15 protein-coding genes and 2 pseudogenes are annotated in these 18,311 nt (G+C 71.7%); 9 read left to right on the top strand and 8 right to left on the bottom strand.

The features are described 5' to 3' along the window. Positions 1–228: 228 nt before the first annotated feature. Positions 229–1,109 (top strand): annotated as a pseudogene (locus ACLB9X_RS27915) (PP2C family protein-serine/threonine phosphatase). A gap of 46 nt (positions 1,110–1,155) precedes the next feature. On the opposite strand, the gene ACLB9X_RS27910 reads toward ACLB9X_RS27915, so the two are convergent. Together ACLB9X_RS27910 and ACLB9X_RS27905 are read right to left on the bottom strand one after the other, a co-directional pair. Then, positions 1,156–1,638 carry a DUF5994 family protein gene (locus ACLB9X_RS27910; protein ID WP_410363185.1) on the bottom strand — a complete coding sequence of 161 codons (483 nt, stop codon included), beginning with the start codon at positions 1,636–1,638 and terminating at the stop codon, positions 1,156–1,158. Between the two features lie 173 nt (positions 1,639–1,811). Then, complete coding sequence (locus tag ACLB9X_RS27905; RefSeq protein WP_410363184.1) at positions 1,812–2,687, bottom strand: glycosyltransferase family 2 protein; 876 nt, start codon at positions 2,685–2,687, stop codon at positions 1,812–1,814. Positions 2,688–3,488: 801 nt separating this feature from the next. Here ACLB9X_RS27905 and ACLB9X_RS27900 point away from each other — a divergent pair. Further along, positions 3,489–4,214: a Mut7-C RNAse domain-containing protein gene (locus ACLB9X_RS27900; RefSeq protein ID WP_410363183.1), complete on the top strand. Its 726-nt coding sequence runs from the start codon at positions 3,489–3,491 to the stop codon at positions 4,212–4,214. 32 nt (positions 4,215–4,246) lie between these two features. On the opposite strand, the pseudogene ACLB9X_RS27895 reads toward ACLB9X_RS27900, so the two are convergent. Next, positions 4,247–4,563 (bottom strand): annotated as a pseudogene (locus ACLB9X_RS27895) (MarR family winged helix-turn-helix transcriptional regulator); the annotation flags it as partial. Between the two features lie 109 nt (positions 4,564–4,672). Beyond that, a complete protein-coding gene (locus ACLB9X_RS27890) occupies positions 4,673–5,248 on the bottom strand; it encodes a TetR family transcriptional regulator (RefSeq protein WP_410363182.1) in 576 nt (191 codons plus the stop codon). Positions 5,249–5,373: 125 nt separating this feature from the next. Between ACLB9X_RS27890 and ACLB9X_RS27885 the strand changes: the two genes are divergently transcribed. After that, on the top strand, positions 5,374–6,894 hold the full coding sequence (locus tag ACLB9X_RS27885) for an FAD-dependent monooxygenase (RefSeq protein WP_410363181.1): 1,521 nt from the start codon (positions 5,374–5,376) through the stop codon (positions 6,892–6,894). Between the two features lie 175 nt (positions 6,895–7,069). Here the strand turns inward: ACLB9X_RS27885 and ACLB9X_RS27880 are convergent, their stop codons facing one another. Next, positions 7,070–7,588: a hypothetical protein gene (locus tag ACLB9X_RS27880; protein ID WP_410363180.1), complete on the bottom strand. Its 519-nt coding sequence runs from the start codon at positions 7,586–7,588 to the stop codon at positions 7,070–7,072. 242 nt (positions 7,589–7,830) lie between these two features. On the opposite strand from ACLB9X_RS27880, the gene ACLB9X_RS27875 reads away from it, so the two are divergent. Together ACLB9X_RS27875 and ACLB9X_RS27870 are read left to right on the top strand one after the other, a co-directional pair. Then, positions 7,831–8,598 (top strand): SDR family NAD(P)-dependent oxidoreductase, encoded by a 768-nt coding sequence (locus ACLB9X_RS27875; RefSeq protein WP_410363179.1) that lies wholly within the window; start codon positions 7,831–7,833, stop codon positions 8,596–8,598. Then, positions 8,595–9,185 carry a GNAT family N-acetyltransferase gene (locus ACLB9X_RS27870; RefSeq protein ID WP_410363178.1) on the top strand — a complete coding sequence of 197 codons (591 nt, stop codon included), beginning with the start codon at positions 8,595–8,597 and terminating at the stop codon, positions 9,183–9,185. Before ACLB9X_RS27875 ends, ACLB9X_RS27870 begins: the two co-directional genes overlap by 4 nt. A gap of 76 nt (positions 9,186–9,261) precedes the next feature. On the opposite strand, the gene ACLB9X_RS27865 is transcribed toward ACLB9X_RS27870, so the two are convergent. Further along, positions 9,262–10,455, bottom strand: a complete 1,194-nt coding sequence (locus ACLB9X_RS27865) for an RtcB family protein (RefSeq protein ID WP_410363177.1) — start codon at positions 10,453–10,455, stop codon at positions 9,262–9,264. A gap of 194 nt (positions 10,456–10,649) precedes the next feature. On the opposite strand from ACLB9X_RS27865, the gene ACLB9X_RS27860 reads away from it, so the two are divergent. From ACLB9X_RS27860 to ACLB9X_RS27850, 3 genes are all read left to right on the top strand, one after another. Next, positions 10,650–11,561: a DUF3558 domain-containing protein gene (locus ACLB9X_RS27860; RefSeq protein WP_410363176.1), complete on the top strand. Its 912-nt coding sequence runs from the start codon at positions 10,650–10,652 to the stop codon at positions 11,559–11,561. A 209-nt stretch (positions 11,562–11,770) separates the two neighbouring features. After that, complete coding sequence (locus ACLB9X_RS27855; protein WP_410363175.1) at positions 11,771–12,487, top strand: DUF3558 family protein; 717 nt, start codon at positions 11,771–11,773, stop codon at positions 12,485–12,487. Positions 12,488–12,771: 284 nt separating this feature from the next. Beyond that, complete coding sequence (locus ACLB9X_RS27850) at positions 12,772–14,118, top strand: DUF2637 domain-containing protein (protein ID WP_410363174.1); 1,347 nt, start codon at positions 12,772–12,774, stop codon at positions 14,116–14,118. A 71-nt stretch (positions 14,119–14,189) separates the two neighbouring features. On the opposite strand, the gene lysS is transcribed toward ACLB9X_RS27850, so the two are convergent. Next, the gene (gene lysS / locus ACLB9X_RS27845) at positions 14,190–15,938 is read right to left on the bottom strand and encodes a lysine--tRNA ligase (RefSeq protein ID WP_410363173.1); all 1,749 of its coding nucleotides are present in this window, start codon (positions 15,936–15,938) and stop codon (positions 14,190–14,192) included. A gap of 188 nt (positions 15,939–16,126) precedes the next feature. Between lysS and argS the strand changes: the two genes are divergently transcribed. Further along, entirely contained in the window at positions 16,127–17,890 is a 1,764-nt protein-coding gene (gene argS, locus ACLB9X_RS27840) for an arginine--tRNA ligase (protein ID WP_410363172.1), read from the top strand. A gap of 68 nt (positions 17,891–17,958) precedes the next feature. Here the strand turns inward: argS and ACLB9X_RS27835 are convergent, their stop codons facing one another. Further along, the gene (locus ACLB9X_RS27835; RefSeq protein WP_410363171.1) at positions 17,959–18,228 is read right to left on the bottom strand and encodes a DUF1876 domain-containing protein; all 270 of its coding nucleotides are present in this window, start codon (positions 18,226–18,228) and stop codon (positions 17,959–17,961) included. Positions 18,229–18,311: the final 83 nt, after the last annotated feature.

The following is an 18,311-nucleotide window of genomic DNA, read 5'->3' as shown; positions in this document are numbered from 1 at the left end:
GATCAAGCAGAGGGGGTGATGAGCCGACGGCCGTACCGCCGGTGCGGCCACCCGTCATCTGCCGTACGGACGCATCTCCTCGCGATGGCTGAGCGCCGCGCCGTCCCCCATGGCCGGGAGTAGCCTGGCACCTACCGAGAGCTTTTCGGGCGCACGACCACAGCGGCGCCGTTCCCGGCGAGTGACCAGACACGGGCAGCCGGAAGCCGCCCGGAACGGGATCGCACGATGGACGCCATCACAAAGCCCGCCGCAGGTACGGCACCAGGTGACGTACACGCACGGCGCGCGGACCGCTCCGAGAGCTTCGGGGAAGCTCTGCTGGGAGAGGTCCTCGATTGCGCGCACGAATTGCCGCCCCATCTTGTCGGGCCGTTGGTCGCCGACGTGGTGGCGCGGCTCGGCGGCCGCCGACCGCAGGTGCTGCTGCAGGACTACGGCCAACTGCGGCTGGTACCCCTGCCCGGCGACGGCCTCACGGACGGGGAACCGCAGGTGCGTCGAGAAAGCAGCGGCCCGCCTCCGTCGGAGACGTCCTCCACGTGGCCATGATCGACGCGATGGGTCACGGACTGGACGCGGCCACGATGGCCACCGTGGCCATCGGTGCCTACCGTCACGCCCGCCGCGCCGGCACCGGGCTGTCGGAGATCTACGCCTTCATGGACCGCGCCGTGGCCGACCAGTTCGGCCCCGAGCACTTCGTGACCGCGCAGATGATGCGGCTGGACACCACGACGGGACATTTTCAGTGGGTCAATGCCGGACACCCGTCACCGATGCTCATCCGTAATCACCGTGTCGCGCTCCGGCTGACCGGTGCGACGACCCTCCCTGTCGGCTTCGGCGGTCCCGAGCCGCAGCTGAGCGAGATGGAGCTGGAGCAGGGGGACCGTCTCCTCTGCTTCACTGACGGACTGATCGAGGAGCACGAGACCGGTGAGGAGGAGTTCGGGGAGGACCAGCTGATCGACTGGGTGAACCAGTTGGAGAGAACCGGCCGCGGGATCCGGGCGGTCGCACGCTCCCTGTCCCACACGCTCAAGCGGGCGCGGGGCGGACGCACCACGGATGACGCGACTCTGCTTCTGGTGGAGTGGCGCGGCTGACTCACCGCTGTCGTGCGGTACGGCTCCGTCGGCCACGGCTCGCTCGTCAGTCCGGCGGCACCTGCGCGCTTCCGGTGTCGATGAGAATCTGTTCCGCCTGGGTGATGTTGTCGGCCCGGACGGCCTGGGCCATCGCGGCGTGCGCGGCCTCGGGTGTCGCGTTCGGCGGAATCACCAGCAGCGAGAACACGTCCTGGTCGCCGCGGGTGATCAGGACGGTGTCATCGCCCACCGGAAAGGAGTCGATGTGAACCACCCGGTCGTCGACGACGATCCGCGTAGGGAGCCCTTCCCAGGCTGCCGTGTCCAGCCCGACGCGCGTGACGGGGCCGAGGTGACCGGTGAGGACACTCAGCAACGCGGGCAGCTCGGCGCCGATGTCACGCGACCGCGGCCACCACGCACCATCGAGGACACCTTCGCGCGACTCCGTGGTCTCCAGCCGGAGCAGCGCATGGCCGGGCCGTACGGCCTCGTGAACGCCACTGGGCAGACGCCGGGAAGCCGGAGGTGGATCGGAGCCGGTCATGAGGATCACCCGTCTTGGGGAATCAGTGCGATGACGGGACTCGCCTCGCCCTCCCACGCTACTCCTCCGGGCCAGACACCGTGCGACTGCTGTTTCACAGGTCACGCCCCCTGGCCGGGGAAAGATCGAGAGCACACCGGTCCCGCCCGACCCAGGGCAACCTCGTCCGCCGGTCAGACGACCGGCGGCCGGCCGAGCCGGGCCATGAGCCACACGGTGCTCCAGCGCATCGGACGGCGCTCTCCGCACGGCGTACGGACACCCTCGGCGAACCCGGCGAACCAGGCGCGCAGACCCGGCGCCGATCGGGTGCGCGCCAGGGTGAGCGCGGTCCACGCGCCCAGGTAGAGGGGCACGAGCAAGGCGGGGAGGTTCCGCTTCGCCAGCCAAACGCGGTTGCGCGCGGTCATCCGGTAGTAGACGCCGTGCCGGGTCGGAGGCGTACGAGGGTGCTGGAGCACCAGCTCGGGGGCGTAGAGGATCTTCCAGCCGTCGTCCAGGGCGCGCCAGGCGAGATCGGTCTCCTCGTGCGTGAAGAAGAAGTCGTCCGGCCAGCCGCCGACCCGCTCCAGCATCCGCATCGACAGCGCGTGCCCGCCGCCGAGGAACGTGGTCACCTGCCCGCCGCGCAGCGGATCGGTCTTGCCGATGCGCGGCACGTGCCGGCGCTGGGTGAAACCGGTCTCGTCGGCGATGCGGAAGCTGACGATCCCGAGCGCGGGGTCGGCGTCGTACATCGCGGCGATACGGCTGAAGACGTCCGTCTCGATGAGCAGCCCGTCGTCGTCCAGGTCGACGAGCACGTCGACGTCGCCGAACTCCCGCAGCCGCTCCATGGCGACGTTGCGCCCGCCGGACACCCCGAGGTTCTCGGGCAGCTCGACGCCCGTGACGCCGGCCGGCAGTTCGGGCAGCGGGGCGCCGTTGGAAACCACGACGACGCGGCTCGCGGGATGGTCCTGATCAGCCACCGAGTCGAGCAGCGCCCGCAGTTCGGCAGGGCGGGAGCCCATCGTCAGTACGGCCACACCCACACGCGCTCGGGACACGTCCACATCTCCATCTGTTGCCGCTCGTGACCCGCGAGCTTAACGGTGTCCGTCCGACAGATGTACGGAGGTGAGCGTGTCGGGGGCACGTACATGACCGACGTCGGTGAACGGGCTGCGCACCGTGCGCGTGCATGCCGTGACCACGGGCCCGGCACGTACTCCTGCCGCGACTAGCTGTCGTCCAGCTCGGTCCTCGGCGCCGACGCGGCCGCCGATCCGGTCGCCGGCCCGCACCTCGCCGTCGAAGAGGCCCTGGCCGCCGGGCCGGTGGCCACGACCGTCCTGCGCCCCGGCGCGTTCGCCGGAAGCGCGCTCCAGTGGGCGCGCGCCTCTGCGCACCACCGGCGTCATCGACCTTCCCTACCCGGGCAGTCACGGCGATCCCATCCACGAAGGGGATGTGGCGTGGGCCGCCCGTGCCGTGCTCACCGACCCCGGAGCCGCGCGTACCACCTGACCGGACCCGAGTCTCTCACCTTCGCCGAGCAGATCGCCGTCCTGGGACGCGCCGCGGGCCGCGCGACGCCCATCGAGATCCGCGAGGTGACGCCGGAGCAGTGGCAGGAGTCCGTATCCGCCTCCCTGCCCGCCGCGTTCGCACGGGCCCTGCTCGACTACTGGGCAGTCGACCGACGGTTCGCCCGCGCCGCTCACCCGCACCGTCGAGGAACTGACCGGCCGCCCGGCGCGGACCTTCGCCGAGTGGGCGGCGGAGCACGCGGACGCGTTCCGCGTCCAGCCGGGGGACGCTGCGCAAACCGCTGGCTGCCACCGCGCGGCCGGTGACATGCTGGCGCTGTGAACGGACCGGAAATCACCTTCAGCGTCGCCCCTGAGCTGCGGCTCTTCCTCCCGCCGGAGCGCCGCCAGGGCCGCAGCGCCGTCGTCACGGACGGCTCGTCGACGCTCGGACATGTCGTCGAGTCGCTCGGTGTCCCGCTCACGGAGGCGGGCCGTCTGCTGGTCGACGGCCGCCAGGTCCCGGTCTCGCACATCCCGCAGGACGGCGAACACGTCGAGGTACGCGGCGTCGACCGGCCGCAGCGCGTCCCCGGCGCGCCGCTCCGCTTCCTGCTCGACGTCCATCTGGGCACGCTGGCGCGGCGGCTGCGCCTCCTCGGCGTGGACGCGGCGTACGAGAACGAGGACATCGGCGATCCCGCCCTGGCCGCCCAGTCCGCGAAGGAGCGGCGGGTGCTGCTGTCGCGCGACCGGGGCCTGCTGCGACGCCGGGAGATCTGGGCGGGGGCGTACATCTACAGCGACCGGCCGGACGACCAACTCACCGACGTACTCGAACGGTTCGCGCCGGAGCTCGCACCCTGGACGCGGTGCACGGCGTGCAACGGGCCGCTGACGGACGCCGACAAGGACTCGGTGCAGGAGCAGCTGGAGCACGGCACGCAGCGCACTTACGACGTGTTCGCCCAGTGCACCGTCTGCGACCGCGTCTACTGGCGCGGCGCCCACCACGCCCGCCTGGAGGCGATCGTCGCGTCGGCCCTGCGCACCGCGGGGGCGTGACGGCGGCCCCGCCGCCCGGCCGGCTGCCGCGGCTACGCGTCGAAGTCACCCGCGCGCAGCCGCGCCACCTGTCCCGTGCTCAGCTCCACCGTCCGCTGCATATGGGCCGTGAGCAGGGCGATCTCTTCGTCCGCATACGTGTCGACCATCGACACCAAGGCCCCGCCCAGCCGCTCCCACAGCGCCCCGAACTCGACCATCCGCTCCGGCACGCACGCCACGAGCACCGGCGCCGGTCGTGCGTGTCGCGCTCACGCGTCACATATCCGGCGCGCTCCAGCCGGTCGACCAGCCGGGTCGCCGAACCGGTGGTGAGCCCGGTCAGCTCCGCGACCCGCCCGGTCGTGACGGCGTAGGCCCGGGCGTTGCCCGCCGATGCCGACGGCCGCCCGCAGCTGGGCCGTCCCCGGAGGCCGGGCCGTCCCGGAAGCAGCGTCCCGAGCGGCCCCCGCTGGAGGTCAGGGACGCTCGCCCGTCAGATAGCGCTGCACCGTCGGAGCCAGCCAGCTCACCACCTCCTCCTTGGTCATCTCGACGGCGGGCGGGAAGCACAGCACGTACCGGGCCAGGGCCATGCCGAGGATCTGCGAGGCGACGAGCGCGGCACGGCGCGGGGCGTCGGCCGGGTCCGGTGACAGACCCGCGACGACCGGGCCCAGCTGCTCCCGGAAGATCGAGCGGGCGCGCTCGGCGGCAGCGGCGTTCGTGACGCCGGCCCGCAGCAGGGCCGTCAGCACCTCGTCCTGCTCCCACCGGTCCAGGAAGTGGGCGACCAGCACCGCGCCGGCGTGCCTGCCGGGCAGCGCACCCAGCTCCGGCAGACGCAGGTCGAATTCGGAGGCGGCGGTGAACAGCCCCTCCTTGTTGCCGTAGTAGCGCATGACCATCGAGGGGTCGATGCCCGCGTCACGCGCTATGGCCCGGATCGTCGCCCGCTCGTACCCGTCGGCCGCGAAGCGCTCGCGGGCGGCTTCGAGGATCGCGGCCTTGGTGGCATCGGAGCGGCGGGGGGCGCCGGGTGCTTCCGTCGTCATGCCAACAACTGTAGGCCAACAAGTGTTGACACGCCAGAGCCACCGCTCTACATTTGCCAACAAGCGTTGACCAACAGGTGTTGACCCAGATGTCGATCCGCAGCCGCTGACCACCGGAGGCAGACATGCCCGGCAAGCCCAGCACCGCCACCACCGCCCCTGCCGTTCCCGCCGCCCGCACCGCGCCCGTCGACCAGGCCGACGGGACCGCCTCGTTCGACACGGACGTGATCGTCGTCGGGGCAGGCCCGACCGGCCTGCTCCTGGCGGGCGACCTCGCCTCCGCGGGCCTCTCGGTCACCCTCGTCGAGCGCCGCCCCGACAAGATCAGCAACATCACGCGCGCCTTCGGCGTCCACGCCCGCACGCTGGAGCTGCTGGACGCCCGCGGCCTGGCCGACGAGCTGGTGTCGAAGGGCACGCCGGTCACCGGCATGCGCCTGTTCCGCCGGCTCTCCCTCGACCTCGGCGCGCTCCCGTCCCGCTTCCCGTTCCTCCTGATCACCCCGCAGTACGAGGTGGAGAAGCTGCTGGAGCGCCGAGCCCGCGCCGCGGGCGTCGACTTCCGCCACGGGACGGAGCTGACCGGCCTCGACCAGGCCCCCGCCCACGCCCCGGCGTCGGCCACCGCGGAGCTCCGCGGTGCGGACGGCACCCGCAGCACCCTGCGCGCCCGTTACCTCGTCGGCGCCGACGGTGTCCGCAGCGGCGTGCGCACAGCACTCGGCCTGCCCTTCCCCGGCGTCTCGGTCATCAGGTCGATCGTGCTCGCCGATGTCCGCCTCGCCGAGGAGCCCGCCGACCTCCTCACCGTTAACGGAGCGGGGGACACCTTCGCCTTCATGGCCCCGTTCGGCGACGGCTGGTACCGCGTCATGGGGTGGAACCGCTCGCGTCAGGTCCCCGACAGCGAGCCCGTCGACCTCGACGAGGTGCGCGAGATCGCCCGCCGGGCCCTCGGCAGCGACTTCGGCATGCACGACGCCCGCTGGATATCCCGCTTCCACAGCGACGAGCGCCAGGTCCCGGCCTACCGCGCCGGCCGCGTCTTCCTCGCGGGCGACGCCGCACACGTGCACTCACCCGCCGGCGGCCAGGGCATGAACACCGGCCTGCAGGACGCGGCGAACCTCTCGTGGAAGCTCGCGTCGGTGATCCTGGGCCTCGCTCCGGACCCCGAGGCGCTGCTCGACAGCTACGAGTCGGAGCGGCACCCCGTCGGCAGGATGGTCCTGCGCAGCAGCGGAGCGATCGTGCGGCTGGCGATGGCCCGCACTCCCCTTCAGCGCGCGGTGCGTTCGCTCGCCGCCCGCGTGCTGGGCAGCGTCCGGCCGGCGGCCAGGAAGGCGATGGGCGTCGTCTCCGGCATCGGCATCTCATACCGCGCACCGCGCGGCGCGCACCCCCTCACCGGCCGGCGCGCCCCGGACCTGCGGCTCGCCGAGGGGCGGCTCTACGAGCTGCTGCGCAAGGGCGAGTTCGTGCTGATCGGCCCCACCGACGAGGCCGCCCTCGCCACCGCCGCGGCCCCGGCCGCACCCGGCCGCGTCATACGGGCGCACTGGCCGACCGGCCGGCGCACCGCGCTGCTCGTCCGCCCCGACGGCTACATCGCCTGGGCGGCGGGACGGGGGCCGGCCGCCTGACCGGTCGGCCGGGATGGGAAGCGTGCGGGTCAGCGGGCCCGTACGCCTCACAAGGCGCGCGGGCCACGAAGACCACGGCTCACAACGATCACGGCTGGGACGACGCAGGCCTCAAGAGGCGTACGGCTCGGACGACACACGCCTCAAAAGGCGTACGGCTCGCACGGCTCACGGCTCAGAAGGCGTACGGATCCCCCGTGGCCGGCACGATCACCCGGTGGGTGTTGTTCGCCGGATTCCGGTCCGTCGCCCCGCCGTTCCACGCGGTGCCGATCTTCACGACCGCCTCGGCCGGGTCGCCCGTGATCCCCAGCCGGATCGAGACCTCCCGGCCGACCCCGTCCGCCCGCAGCGGGCCGGTGCCGCACAGCACCACCCGCTCGCCTGCCCACAGGCACCGCTCGGGCAACCACCGTTCGCCGATCGGCCGCAGGGAGAACTCCAGCCGCACCGTGGCGTCCTCCAGGCTGGAGGGACCGTGGTTCTGGGCCATCAGGGAGATCCTGAGCGACCCGTCGCCCATGGAGACATGACCGTGATGGGCCACGTCCGCCTCCGGCGCCACGGCGCCCGAGGCCCCCGCGGCCACGCCCCCTGGCTCCAGGTCCGCACCCGCACGCGCGCCCGCACCCGAGCCGACCACCAACACCAACGCCGCGGCCCCGGCCGAGAGCGCCCTACGCATCACACACATGAACCGAAGATACCGATTTTCCCGCTAAGTGCCTGATTTGCCATCAGTCCGGCGCGCCCCACCCGCGCCGCCGCAGCCCGATCCCGTACGGCCTCACACCCGTACGGCCTCACACCCGTCCGGCCTCACACCCGTCCGGCCTCACACCCGCACCGCCCCTGCCCACCCCATGCGGAAATCGGCGCGTCACCACGCCGACCTATGCTGACCGCAGTTCGATCACACGCGCGAGGAGCCACGACATGACCACCGCCCGGACCCCCGTCGCCGTCGTCACCGGAGCGAGCAGCGGCATCGGCGCGGCCACCGCACGGCAGCTGGCAGCCGCGGGCTTCCACGTCGTCCTCACGGCCCGCCGCAAGGAGCGCATCGAGGCCCTCGCCGCCGAGATCACCGCCGAGGGCCACCAGGCCACCGCCCACCCGCTGGACGTCACCGACCGGCCGGCCGTCGACTCCTTCGCGGCGTCCCTCGACCGCTGCGACGTCCTCGTCAACAACGCGGGCGGCGCACTCGGCGCCGACCCGGTCGCCACCGGCGACCCCGCCGACTGGCGCCGCATGTACGAGGTCAACGTGATCGGCACGCTCAACCTCACTCAGGCGCTCCTGCCCGCGCTCACCGCGAGCGGTGACGGCACCGTCGTCGTCCTGTCCTCCACGGCGGGCCTCGCCACCTACGAGGGCGGCGGCGGTTACGTCGCGGCCAAGCACGGCGCCCACATCCTCGCCGAGACCCTGCGCCTGGAGATCGTCGGCACCCCCGTCCGCGTCATCGAGATCGCGCCCGGCATGGTCCGGACGGAGGAGTTCGCCACGACCCGCTTCCGCGGCGACACCGAGAAGGCCGCCAAGGTCTACGCGGGCGTCGCCGAGCCGCTCACCGCGGACGACGTCGCCGACACCATCACCTGGGCCGTCACCCGGCCGTCCCACGTCAACATCGATCTGCTCGTGGTCCGGCCGCGTGCCCAGGCGTCCAACTCCAAGGTCCACCGGGAGCTTCGATGAACGACCGCATCACCGTGTCACTCCTCACCGCCGCCGACCTGCCGGCCTCGGCCGCCGCACTCGCCGATCTCCTCGTCGACGCGGTCGACGACGGCGCGTCGGTCGGCTTCACCGCCGCGCTCACGCCCGCGGAGGCCGCCGCCTGGTGGTCGGACCTGGCACCCGCCCTGTCGGACGAGCGGATCGCCGCCTGGACCGCCCACGACGGCGACCGGCTCGTCGGCACCCTCCAGCTCAGGTGCGAGACCTCGCCCAACGGACGGCACCGCGCCGAGATAGCCAAGCTGGTCGTGCACCGCGCCGCCCGCGGACGCGGCATCGCGCGCCGACTGCTCACCACGGCCGAGGAGTTCGCGCGTGCGTCGGGACGCACCCTGCTCATGCTCGACACGCAGACAGGCAGCACGGCCGAGCACCTCTACCGCTCCGCGGGCTGGACCCCGCTCGGCACCGTCCCCGACTACGCCGCCGACCCCTCCGGCGTCCTGCGCCCGACGACGTTCTTCCACAAGTCCCTGCAGCCGGCACCGCAGGGCTCGCAACGGCCCGCCGCACTTACGGCCGCACACACCGGCCCGGAAGCGTGACGTGACAAGCACTGCAGGCCCCGAACGCACGCGAAGCCCGGGACCGATCCGGCCCGGGGCCCACGGCGCGGCTGTCTCAGCCCTTCACGCAGATGACCTGTTTGAGCTTCGCCACCACCGCGACCAGGTCGCTCTGCTGGTCGATCACCTTCTCGATCGGCTTGTACGCGCCCGGGATCTCGTCGACCACACCCGAGTCCTTGCGGCACTCCACCCCGCGCGTCTGCTCCTCCAGGTCCCGCGCCGTGAAGCGCCGCTTCGCCGCGTTGCGGCTCATCTTGCGGCCCGCGCCGTGGGAAGCGGAGTTGAAGGAGGCTTCGTTCCCGAGGCCCCGCACGATGTACGAGCCGGTGCCCATCGAGCCCGGGATGATCCCGTAGTCGCCGGCGCCCGCCCGGATCGCGCCCTTGCGGGTGACCAGCAGGTCCATGCCCTCGTACCGCTCCTCCGCCACGTAGTTGTGGTGGCAGGAGATGACCGGATCGAACGTCACCTTCGCCTTGCGGAACTCGCGGCGCACGATCTCCTGGAAGAGCCCCATCATGATCGCGCGGTTGTACTTCGCGTACTCCTGCGCCCAGAAGAGGTCGTTCCGGTAGGCATGCATCTCCGGGGTGTCCGCGACGAACACCGCGAGGTCACGGTCGATCAGGCCCTGGTTGTGCGGCAGCTTCTGCGCCTCGCCGATGTGGTACTCGGCCAGTTCCTTGCCGATGTTCCGGGAGCCGGAGTGCAGCATCAGCCAGACCGATCCCGACTCGTCGAGACAGAATTCGATGAAGTGGTTGCCGGATCCGAGCGTCCCCATCTGCTTGGTCGCCCGCTCCCGACGGAACTTGACCGCGTCCGCCACCCCGTCGAAACGGTCCCAGAAGCTGTCCCAGCCTCCCGCCCGGAAGCCGAAGACCCGCGCCGGGTCCACCATCTCGTCGTGCATGCCCCGGCCCACCGGGATCGCCTGCTCGATCCTGGAGCGCAGGCGGGAGAGGTCGCCGGGCAGGTCGTTCGCCGTGAGGGACGTCCTGACCGCCGACATGCCGCAGCCGATGTCCACACCGACCGCTGCCGGGCACACCGCGCCGTGCATCGCGATCACCGAGCCGACCGTCGCGCCCTTGCCGTAGTGGACGTCCGGCATGACGGCGAGGCCCTTGATCCAGGGCAGCGTGGCGACGTTCTGCAGCTGCCGCATCGCCACGTCCTCGACCGTCGCGGGGTCGGTCCACAGCCGGATCGGGACCTTCGCGCCCGACACCTCTACATACGACATAACTCCCCAACTCCCCCGAAAAGACATCTAACGCAAATGCCCGGCCAATGACCGCGTAAAGCTCGGCGGCCCGGCATCCGGGGCAGCGCGTGCGATAGACATTGTGTCCACCGGCCGTCAGCGGCCGACAACCGTTTTTCCCCGCGCGGCGGCGCGGACCGGACAGCGGACCCATGGAGAAGGGAGCCAGGCACGTGCAACGGAAGGCGTACGTCCCCGGCGCGGCGGCGCTCCTCGTGGCGCTGGTCGCCGGACTCACCGGCTGCACCTCGGGCGGTGGGGACGACGGTTCCGCGCCCGACGCCAAGGCCAACGGCGCCCCGGCGTCGGCCGCGCCCCCCGGCAAGTACCGCACGCTGCCGGAGCCGTGCGGCTCCGTCGGGCGGAGCACCCTGCGGGACCTGCTGCCCGGCGTCCTCACGCTCCCCCGGGACCAGCAGCAGAAGGTGCTCCGCGGTGTGCCGGCCGTGACGTACGACACCGACCGCCGCGCGGCCTGCAGTTGGAAGGGGCAGGCGCCCGACTCCTCCCACCAGTTGCGGGTGGACTTCGAGCGGGTCGTGTCCTACGACCCGGCGGTCAGCGACGACAGCCGGGCACAGGAGGTGTTCGCGAAGAAGCAGGCCGCGACCTCCGTGCCCGTCGTCCCCCGCCCCGACGCCGACGCCGACGCCACCCTCTCGCCCGGCGCGACCACGGACCTGGAGGCCCAGGCCGGGAAGGCGGGCGAGGCGGGCGGGAACGCCGAGGAGTCCCAGGCTCCCGAGGCCCCGGAGGGCTCCGGACAGCCGTCGGGCGACGCCTCCCCCGGCGGCTCGGCCGAGGGCGCCGACGGCAGCCCGTCGCCGAACGGGTCGACCACGGGCCTGGAGCCGCGTGTCCTGGAGGGTCTCGGCAACGCCGCCTTCATCGACGACGTCCTCGACCGTGCCGGCTCGACCGCGCAGCGCCGCACCGTGAGCGTGGTGTTCCGCACATCGAACGTGATCGTCACGGTCGTCTACGCCGAGCAGCCGGCGCCGGCGGCGGAGGTCCCGGACAGCAAGGAACTGCAGGAAAAGGCGCAGAGCGTGGCCCGCCGGCTGGCGGAGCTCCTCGACGAGTGACGGGCCGGGTCGGGCCGGCCGCCGGTCCAGCATCCGCCCCCGCCGCCGCGCGGCCGCGTACGGTGGCCTGGCGGCCGCGACGGCGTGACGGCCGTGACCGGCCTGACGGTCCGCCGGACCGCCGGAGCCGACGCCCGACGGGCCGACGGACCGGACGCCCGACGGACCGGACGCCCGACGGACAGACCGAACGACCGAGTGAAGGAACCATGCACCGTTCAGCCCCGCGACTCACCCGCATATTCGCCTGCGCAGCCGTTCCGGTGATGCTCGTCGTCGCCGGCTGCTCCTCGGACTCCGGTGACGGCAAGACCGACGGTTCGGCGTCCGCCTCCTCCACCCCCGAGGCGAAGAAGACGCCGACGGTCGCGCCCGCGAAGTTCACGAAGCTGCCCGACCCGTGCGAGTCGATCGCCCGCGAGACGATCAAGGACCTGGTGCCGGGCGCGAAGTCCACGTCCGGCGCGGCCGGCCGGTCGTCGGACGCCGGGAGCCGCGGCAGCTGCTCGTGGCACGGCCTGGACGACAACGGTGTGAAGGGCTCGCAGTACCGCTGGCTGGACGTCTCCTTCCTGCGTTACGACTCCGACGCCACGCTCGCCGTCAGCGGCGAGCAGCGCGCGAAGGACAACTACGCCAAGGAGATCGCCAAGACGCAGGCCACCGAGGGCGCGAAGGACGTGAAGTCCAGCCCGGCGCCCGGCATCGGCAACGAGGCGACCACCCTCAACTACACGCTGAGGAAGACCGGTGAGAACTTCGTGTACGCGGTGATCGTGGCGCGTACCGAGAACGGGCTGGTGACGCTCACCTACAACGGCACCGGTTACGCGGGCGCGAAGAACCCCTCGTCCGAGGACCTGACGAAGGACGCGCTGAAGGCGGCGAAGCAGGCCGTGGACTCCGTGGCCACGGCCAACAAGTAGCCGACGGGCGAACGGGACCGCCGCGCCGGTCCCGTTCCGGGCGGTCCGCCGCGCCGGTCCCGTTTCAGCACGTCGTGCCGGTCCGTTCCGGGGCACACGCACCGGTCCCGTTCGCCGGCGCACCGTTCTCGCGCCGTTGCCGGCGTCCGTGCGGCCGGCTCGGGGCCGATGCCCGGCCGACTGCCCGTAGCCTCCCGCCCGTTGCCGTACAAGGGCGGAGGGACGGACTCCGGGGGCATGTGCCAGGCTGTGCCCCGCAGATTTGTGAATGGGAGGGGAACGCGGTGGCCGCGATGCAGCTGACACGCACGCACCGAGTGCTCATCGGTGTCGTCGTCGCGGGAGCGCTGATCATTGCAGCGATCGGCTTCGCGGGGTCGTACGCCGCGGTGCGCGAGCTCGCGGAGCGCAAGGGGTTCGGCGACTTCTCCCTCGTCTTCCCCATAGGTATCGACGCCGGCATCTGCGTGCTGCTCGCGCTCGACCTGCTGCTCACGTGGATGCGCATACCGTTCCCGCTGCTGCGCCAGACGGCGTGGCTGCTGACGGCCGCAACGATCGCGTTCAACGGAGCGGCCGCCTGGCCCGACCCGCTCGGTGTCGGCATGCACGCGGTGATCCCAATCCTGTTCGTGGTCGCCGTGGAGGCGGCCCGCCACGCGGTGGGCCGGATCGCGGACATCACGGCGGACAAGCACATGGAGGGCGTGCGGCTCACGCGCTGGCTGCTCTCGCCCGTGCCGACGTTCAAGCTGTGGCGGCGGATGAAGCTGTGGGAGCTGCGCAGCTACGAGCAGGTGATCAAGCTGGAGCAGGACCGGCTGATCTACCAGGCCCGTCTGCAGGCACGTTTCGGCAGGGCGTGGCGCCGCAAGGCCCCCGTCGAGGCGCTGATGCCGCTGCGGCTGGCGAAGTACGGCGTTCCGCTGGCCGAGACGGCCCCGGCTGGTCTTGCGGCCGCGGGCATCGAGCCGGCGCTGCTGCCGCCGGCGCCGGAGCAGGCCGGCCAGCCCGAGCTGCCGAGCGGCGCCGGCCGGCGTCCGGTCCCGCGGGAGGCGATCGCCGGCGAGCCCGCGGCGCTGCCCGTGGAGGAGACCGCCGACGCGTGGCAGGAGCCGCAGGCCGAAAAGGGTCCGGAGGCCGCCGGCCCCCACGAGAGCCCCTGGTTCGCCGCGTCGCAGGCCGCGCAGGACGCCTACCAGGGCACATACGACCCGACGTACGTCGAGGGTTTCGAGCCCGTCCCGGTCACGGTCCCGGCGGGCCCCGGCGTCCCGGTCCCCGCGGGCCCCGGCGGCCGTACGCGCCCGTTGGGCACGGGCCCCGACCCGCAGGCGTTCGACGAGCAGTACGCCCAGGGGTACGAGGAGCAGCAGGCGCAGCCCGTGCCGGAGCCCGAGCCGCCGGCCGAGTTCACGCCCGAGGACAAGGAGTTCGAGGAGCTGGCGTACCCGGCGTACAAGGACTATGTCGACGAGCACCAGGGCTATCCGAACGCCCGGACCCTCGACATACTCCTCGCCGACCGGTACGGCGTGCACCACCCGAACAGCACCGCGCTGCTCAAGCGCCTGATGCCGGGCTTCCAGAAGCGCCACCAGGCCGACCTCGAAGCCGAGCACATCGCCTGATCACCCCGGCACACGTGCCAAGGGCCCTCACCTCGTGCGGGGTGAGGGCCCTTGGTCGTACACCGCGGTGATCAGGCCCCGAGCAGCTTGCGCACGCGGTCCGCGCCGACGGCGAGCAGCAGCGTGGGCAGGCGCGGCCCGGTCTCGCGGCTGACCAGCAGGCGGTACAGCAAGGCGAAGAAGGCGCGCTGGGCGACCTTGAGCTCCGGCGTCGGCTTGGCGTCCGGCGTCAGGCCCGCCATGACCTTCGGCACTCCGTAGACGAGCGTGGTGAGCCCGTCCAGGGACCAGTGCGTGTCGAGGCCCTCCAGCAGCAGCCGCAGCGACTCGCGGGCCTCGTCGTCCAGCGAGCCGAGCAGCTCGGTGTCGGGCTCGGAGCGCACGACGGTCCGCGCGTCGGCCGGGACGTGCGCCTGGATCCAGCTCTCCGCGCGGTCCAGCCGCGGCCGGACCTCGTCGAGGTCCGTGACCGGGTTCGCCGGGTCCAGCTCGCTGAGGATGCGCAGCGTCTGGTCCTCGTGGCCGGCGGTGATGTCGACGACCGAGGCGAGCGTGCGGTACGGCAGCGGGCGCGGCGTGCGCGGCAGGTCGCCGGCGGCGGTGCGGGCGGCGCGGGAGTACGCGGCGGCGTCGGCGGGCAGGACGGTGCCCTCGGCGACCTTGGCCTCCAGCTTGTCCCACTCGTCGTACAGCCGCTGGATCTCCTGGTCGAAGGCGATCTTGAAGGACTGGTTGGGCCGGCGGCGGGCGTACAGCCAGCGCAGCAGCTGGGGCTCCATGATCTTCAGCGCGTCGGCCGGGGTGGGCACGCCACCGCGGGACGACGACATCTTCGCCATGCCGGAGATGCCGACGAAGGCGTACATGGGGCCGATCGGCTGCTTGCCGTCGAAGATCGCGACGATCTGACCGCCGACCTGGAACGACGAGCCCGGCGACGAGTGGTCGACGCCGGACGGCTCGAAGACCACGCCCTCGTAGGCCCAGCGCATCGGCCAGTCGACCTTCCAGACCAGCTTGCCGCGGTTGAACTCGCTCAGCCGGACCGTCTCCGAGAACCCGCACGCGGTGCAGGTGTAGGTCATCTCGGTCGTCTCGTCGTCGTACGCCGTGACCGTGGTCAGGTCCTTGTCGCACGAGCCGCAGTACGGCTTGTACGGGAAGTAGCCGGCGGAGCCGGTGCCGTCGTCCTCGGCGGCGGCACCGGAGCCCTCGGCGGCCTCCAGCTCGGCCTCGTCGACCGGCTTCTGCGACTTCTTCGCCTGGGCCTCGGCCTGCGCCTTCGGGTCCTTCTTGGTGCGGTACTGGGCGAGGATCGCGTCGATGTCGCCGCGGTGCCTCATCGCGTGCAGGATCTGCTCGCGGTAGGCGCCCGAGGTGTACTGCGCGGTCTGGCTGATGCCGTCGTACCCGACGCCCAGCTCGGCCAGGGACTCGGTCATCGCGGCCTTGAAGTGCTCCGCCCAGTTCGGGAAGGAGGAGCCCTTCGGCGCGGGGACCGAGGTCAGCGGCCGGCCGATGTGCTCGGCCCAGGACTCGTCGACGCCGTCGATGCCCTTCGGGACCTTGCGGTAGCGGTCGTAGTCGTCCCAGGAGATCAGGTGGCGGACCTCGTACCCGCGGCGCCGGATCTCGTCGGCGACCAGGTGCGGGGTCATGACCTCGCGGAGGTTGCCCAGGTGGATGGGGCCCGAGGGGGACAGTCCGGAGGCGACGACGACCGGTTTGCCAGGCGCACGTCGCTCCGACTCGGCGATGACCTCGTCCGCGAAACGGGAGACCCAGTCGGTCTCGGTGCTGCTCTGAGCCACGGTCGGCACGTCCTTGATTCCTAGGGGTCGGAAACACGTCGGGAAACTCGCGTACACCATTCTCCCAGACCCGGAAACCGGATCCCACAGACTTCCCGCGCCGCGCCGGTGCGGGCGTCCGCGTCCCGGCAAACCGGTTGCCCCGCCGTGGGACACTTGACCACTGGAACATCCCCCCTCGACAGGAACGGAAGCTCATGGCCTCGGTCCCTTCCCTCGCTTCGACCGTGCAGCAGCGTCTCGCGGACGCCCTGGCAGCAGCGCTGCCGGAGGCCGGCTCCGCCGACCCCCTGCTGCGACGAAGCGACCGGGCCGACTTCCAGGCCAACGGCATCCTGGCGCTCGCGAAGAAGCTCAAGGGCAACCCGCGCGAGCTCGCGACCCAGGTCGTCGAGGCGATCGGCGCGAACGACGTGCTGAAGGACATCGAGGTCTCCGGCCCCGGCTTCCTGAACATCACGGTCACCGACAAGGCGATCACCGAGACGCTGGCCGCCCGCGCCGCGGACGCCCGGCTCGGCGTGCCGACGGCCGCCGAGCCCGGCACGACGGTGATCGACTACGCCCAGCCGAACGTGGCCAAGGAGATGCACGTCGGTCATCTGCGGTCCGCGGTGATCGGCGACGCGATGGTGCGGATCCTGGAGTTCTCGGGCGAGCGGGTGGTGCGGCGGCACCACATCGGCGACTGGGGCACCCAGTTCGGCATGCTCATCCAGTACCTGATCGAGCACCCGCACGAGCTGGACCACAAGGACGGCGCCTCCGGCGAGGAGGCGATGTCCAACCTGAACCGCCTCTACAAGGCGGCCCGTGCCCTCTTCGACTCCGACGAGGAGTTCAAGGCCCGCTCGCGCGACCGCGTGGTGGCGCTCCAGTCGGGCGACGCGGAGACCCTCGCGCTGTGGCAGAAGTTCGTGGACGAGTCGAAGATCTACTTCTACTCGGTCTTCGACAAGCTCGACATGGAGATCCGCGACCCCGACGTGGTCGGCGAGTCCGGCTACAACGACATGCTCGACGAGACGTGCCGCATCCTCGAGGAGTCCGGTGTCGCCGTGCGCTCCGAGGGCGCGCTGTGCGTCTTCTTCGACGACGTGAAGGGCCCCGACGGCAACCCGGTCCCGCTCATCGTCAAGAAGTCCAACGGCGGCTACGGCTACGCGGCCACCGACCTGTCCGCCATCCGCGACCGCGTGCAGAACCTGGACGCCTCCACCCTGCTGTACGTGGTGGACGCCCGGCAGTCGCTGCACTTCAAGATGGTCTTCGAGACCGCGCGGCGGGCCGGCTGGCTCGGTGACAAGGTCAAGGCCGTGCAGCTCGCCTTCGGCACCGTGCTCGGCAAGGACGGCAAGCCGTTCAAGACCCGTGAGGGCGAGACGGTCCGGCTGGTGGACCTGCTCGACGAGGCGATCGACCGGGCGACGGCCGTCGTGCGAGACAAGGCCGAGAAGGTGGGCCTGAGCGAGCAGGAGATCGCCGACAACGGGCGGTACGTGGGCATCGGCGCGGTCAAGTACGCCGACCTGTCGACGTCCGCGGTGCGCGACTACAAGTTCGACCTGGACCAGATGGTCTCGCTCAACGGCGACACCTCGGTCTATCTCCAGTACGCGTACGCCCGTATCCGGTCGATCATCCGCAAGGCCGGTGAGATGCGACCGGTCGCCCACCCCGAGCTCGAACTGGCCCCGGCGGAGCGGTCGCTGGGCCTGCACCTGGACCAGTTCGGCGAGGTGCTGGCGGAGGTGGCGTCGGCGTACGAGCCGCACAAGCTGGCCGCGTACCTGTACCAGCTGGCCTCGCACCTGACCACCTTCTACGACCAGTGCCAGGTGCTGAGCGACGACAACCCGGCGGAGCTCGTGGAGAACCGCCTCTTCCTCGTCGACCTCACCGGCCGCACGCTGCACCAGGGCATGGCGCTGCTGGGCATCCGCACGCCCGAGCGCCTCTGAGCGCTCCTGCGCGACGCACATGGGGTCCGTGAGCCGCGGCTCACGGACCCCATGCGTCGTTCCGAGGGTCAGTGGATGGGGTGGGACGTCCTGCCCGACGCCTCGTCGATCTCCGTGTGCGCCTTCTGCAGCAGCTGGGACGCGAGGTCCATCAGGGCGCGGGCACCCGCGATCTCCTCGCCGACCAGCAGCTGCGGCTTGTCGGAGTGGTGGCGATTCGCGCTTCCGTGTCCCCGGTATTCCGTCCCGTCACCGAGCCTCACCATGGCGGCCGCCCTGGTCCGGTCGCCTTCCTCCTGGAATTCCATCTCGATGTGCCATCCGACGAGTGTCTTCATGGCGGATCACCTCCAGCGGTACGCGTACCCCTTCCAGGGTGCGCCGCCGTTGCGCAGATCACCACAGCACTCGGCACAGCACT

The sequence above is a fragment of the Streptomyces sp. 5K101 genome, assembly GCF_046506645.1.
Lineage (GTDB): Bacteria > Actinomycetota > Actinomycetes > Streptomycetales > Streptomycetaceae > Streptomyces.
This window is presented reverse-complemented; position numbering and strand designations above follow the sequence as displayed.

Bases quoted from the DNA above. Each gene is read 5' to 3' on its own strand.
- ACLB9X_RS27880 (WP_410363180.1), bottom strand. From the start codon at position 7,588: ATGTGTGTGATGCGTAGGGCGCTCTCGGCCGGGGCCGCGGCGTTGGTG.
- ACLB9X_RS27865 (WP_410363177.1), bottom strand. From the start codon at position 10,455: ATGTCGTATGTAGAGGTGTCGGGCGCGAAGGTCCCGATCCGGCTGTGG.
- ACLB9X_RS27885 (WP_410363181.1), top strand. From the start codon at position 5,374: ATGCCCGGCAAGCCCAGCACCGCCACCACCGCCCCTGCCGTTCCCGCC.
- ACLB9X_RS27910 (WP_410363185.1), bottom strand. From the start codon at position 1,638: ATGACCGGCTCCGATCCACCTCCGGCTTCCCGGCGTCTGCCCAGTGGC.
- argS (WP_410363172.1), top strand. From the start codon at position 16,127: ATGGCCTCGGTCCCTTCCCTCGCTTCGACCGTGCAGCAGCGTCTCGCG.
- ACLB9X_RS27855 (WP_410363175.1), top strand. From the start codon at position 11,771: ATGCACCGTTCAGCCCCGCGACTCACCCGCATATTCGCCTGCGCAGCC.
- ACLB9X_RS27870 (WP_410363178.1), top strand. From the start codon at position 8,595: ATGAACGACCGCATCACCGTGTCACTCCTCACCGCCGCCGACCTGCCG.
- ACLB9X_RS27875 (WP_410363179.1), top strand. From the start codon at position 7,831: ATGACCACCGCCCGGACCCCCGTCGCCGTCGTCACCGGAGCGAGCAGC.
- ACLB9X_RS27835 (WP_410363171.1), bottom strand. From the start codon at position 18,228: ATGAAGACACTCGTCGGATGGCACATCGAGATGGAATTCCAGGAGGAA.
- ACLB9X_RS27890 (WP_410363182.1), bottom strand. From the start codon at position 5,248: ATGACGACGGAAGCACCCGGCGCCCCCCGCCGCTCCGATGCCACCAAG.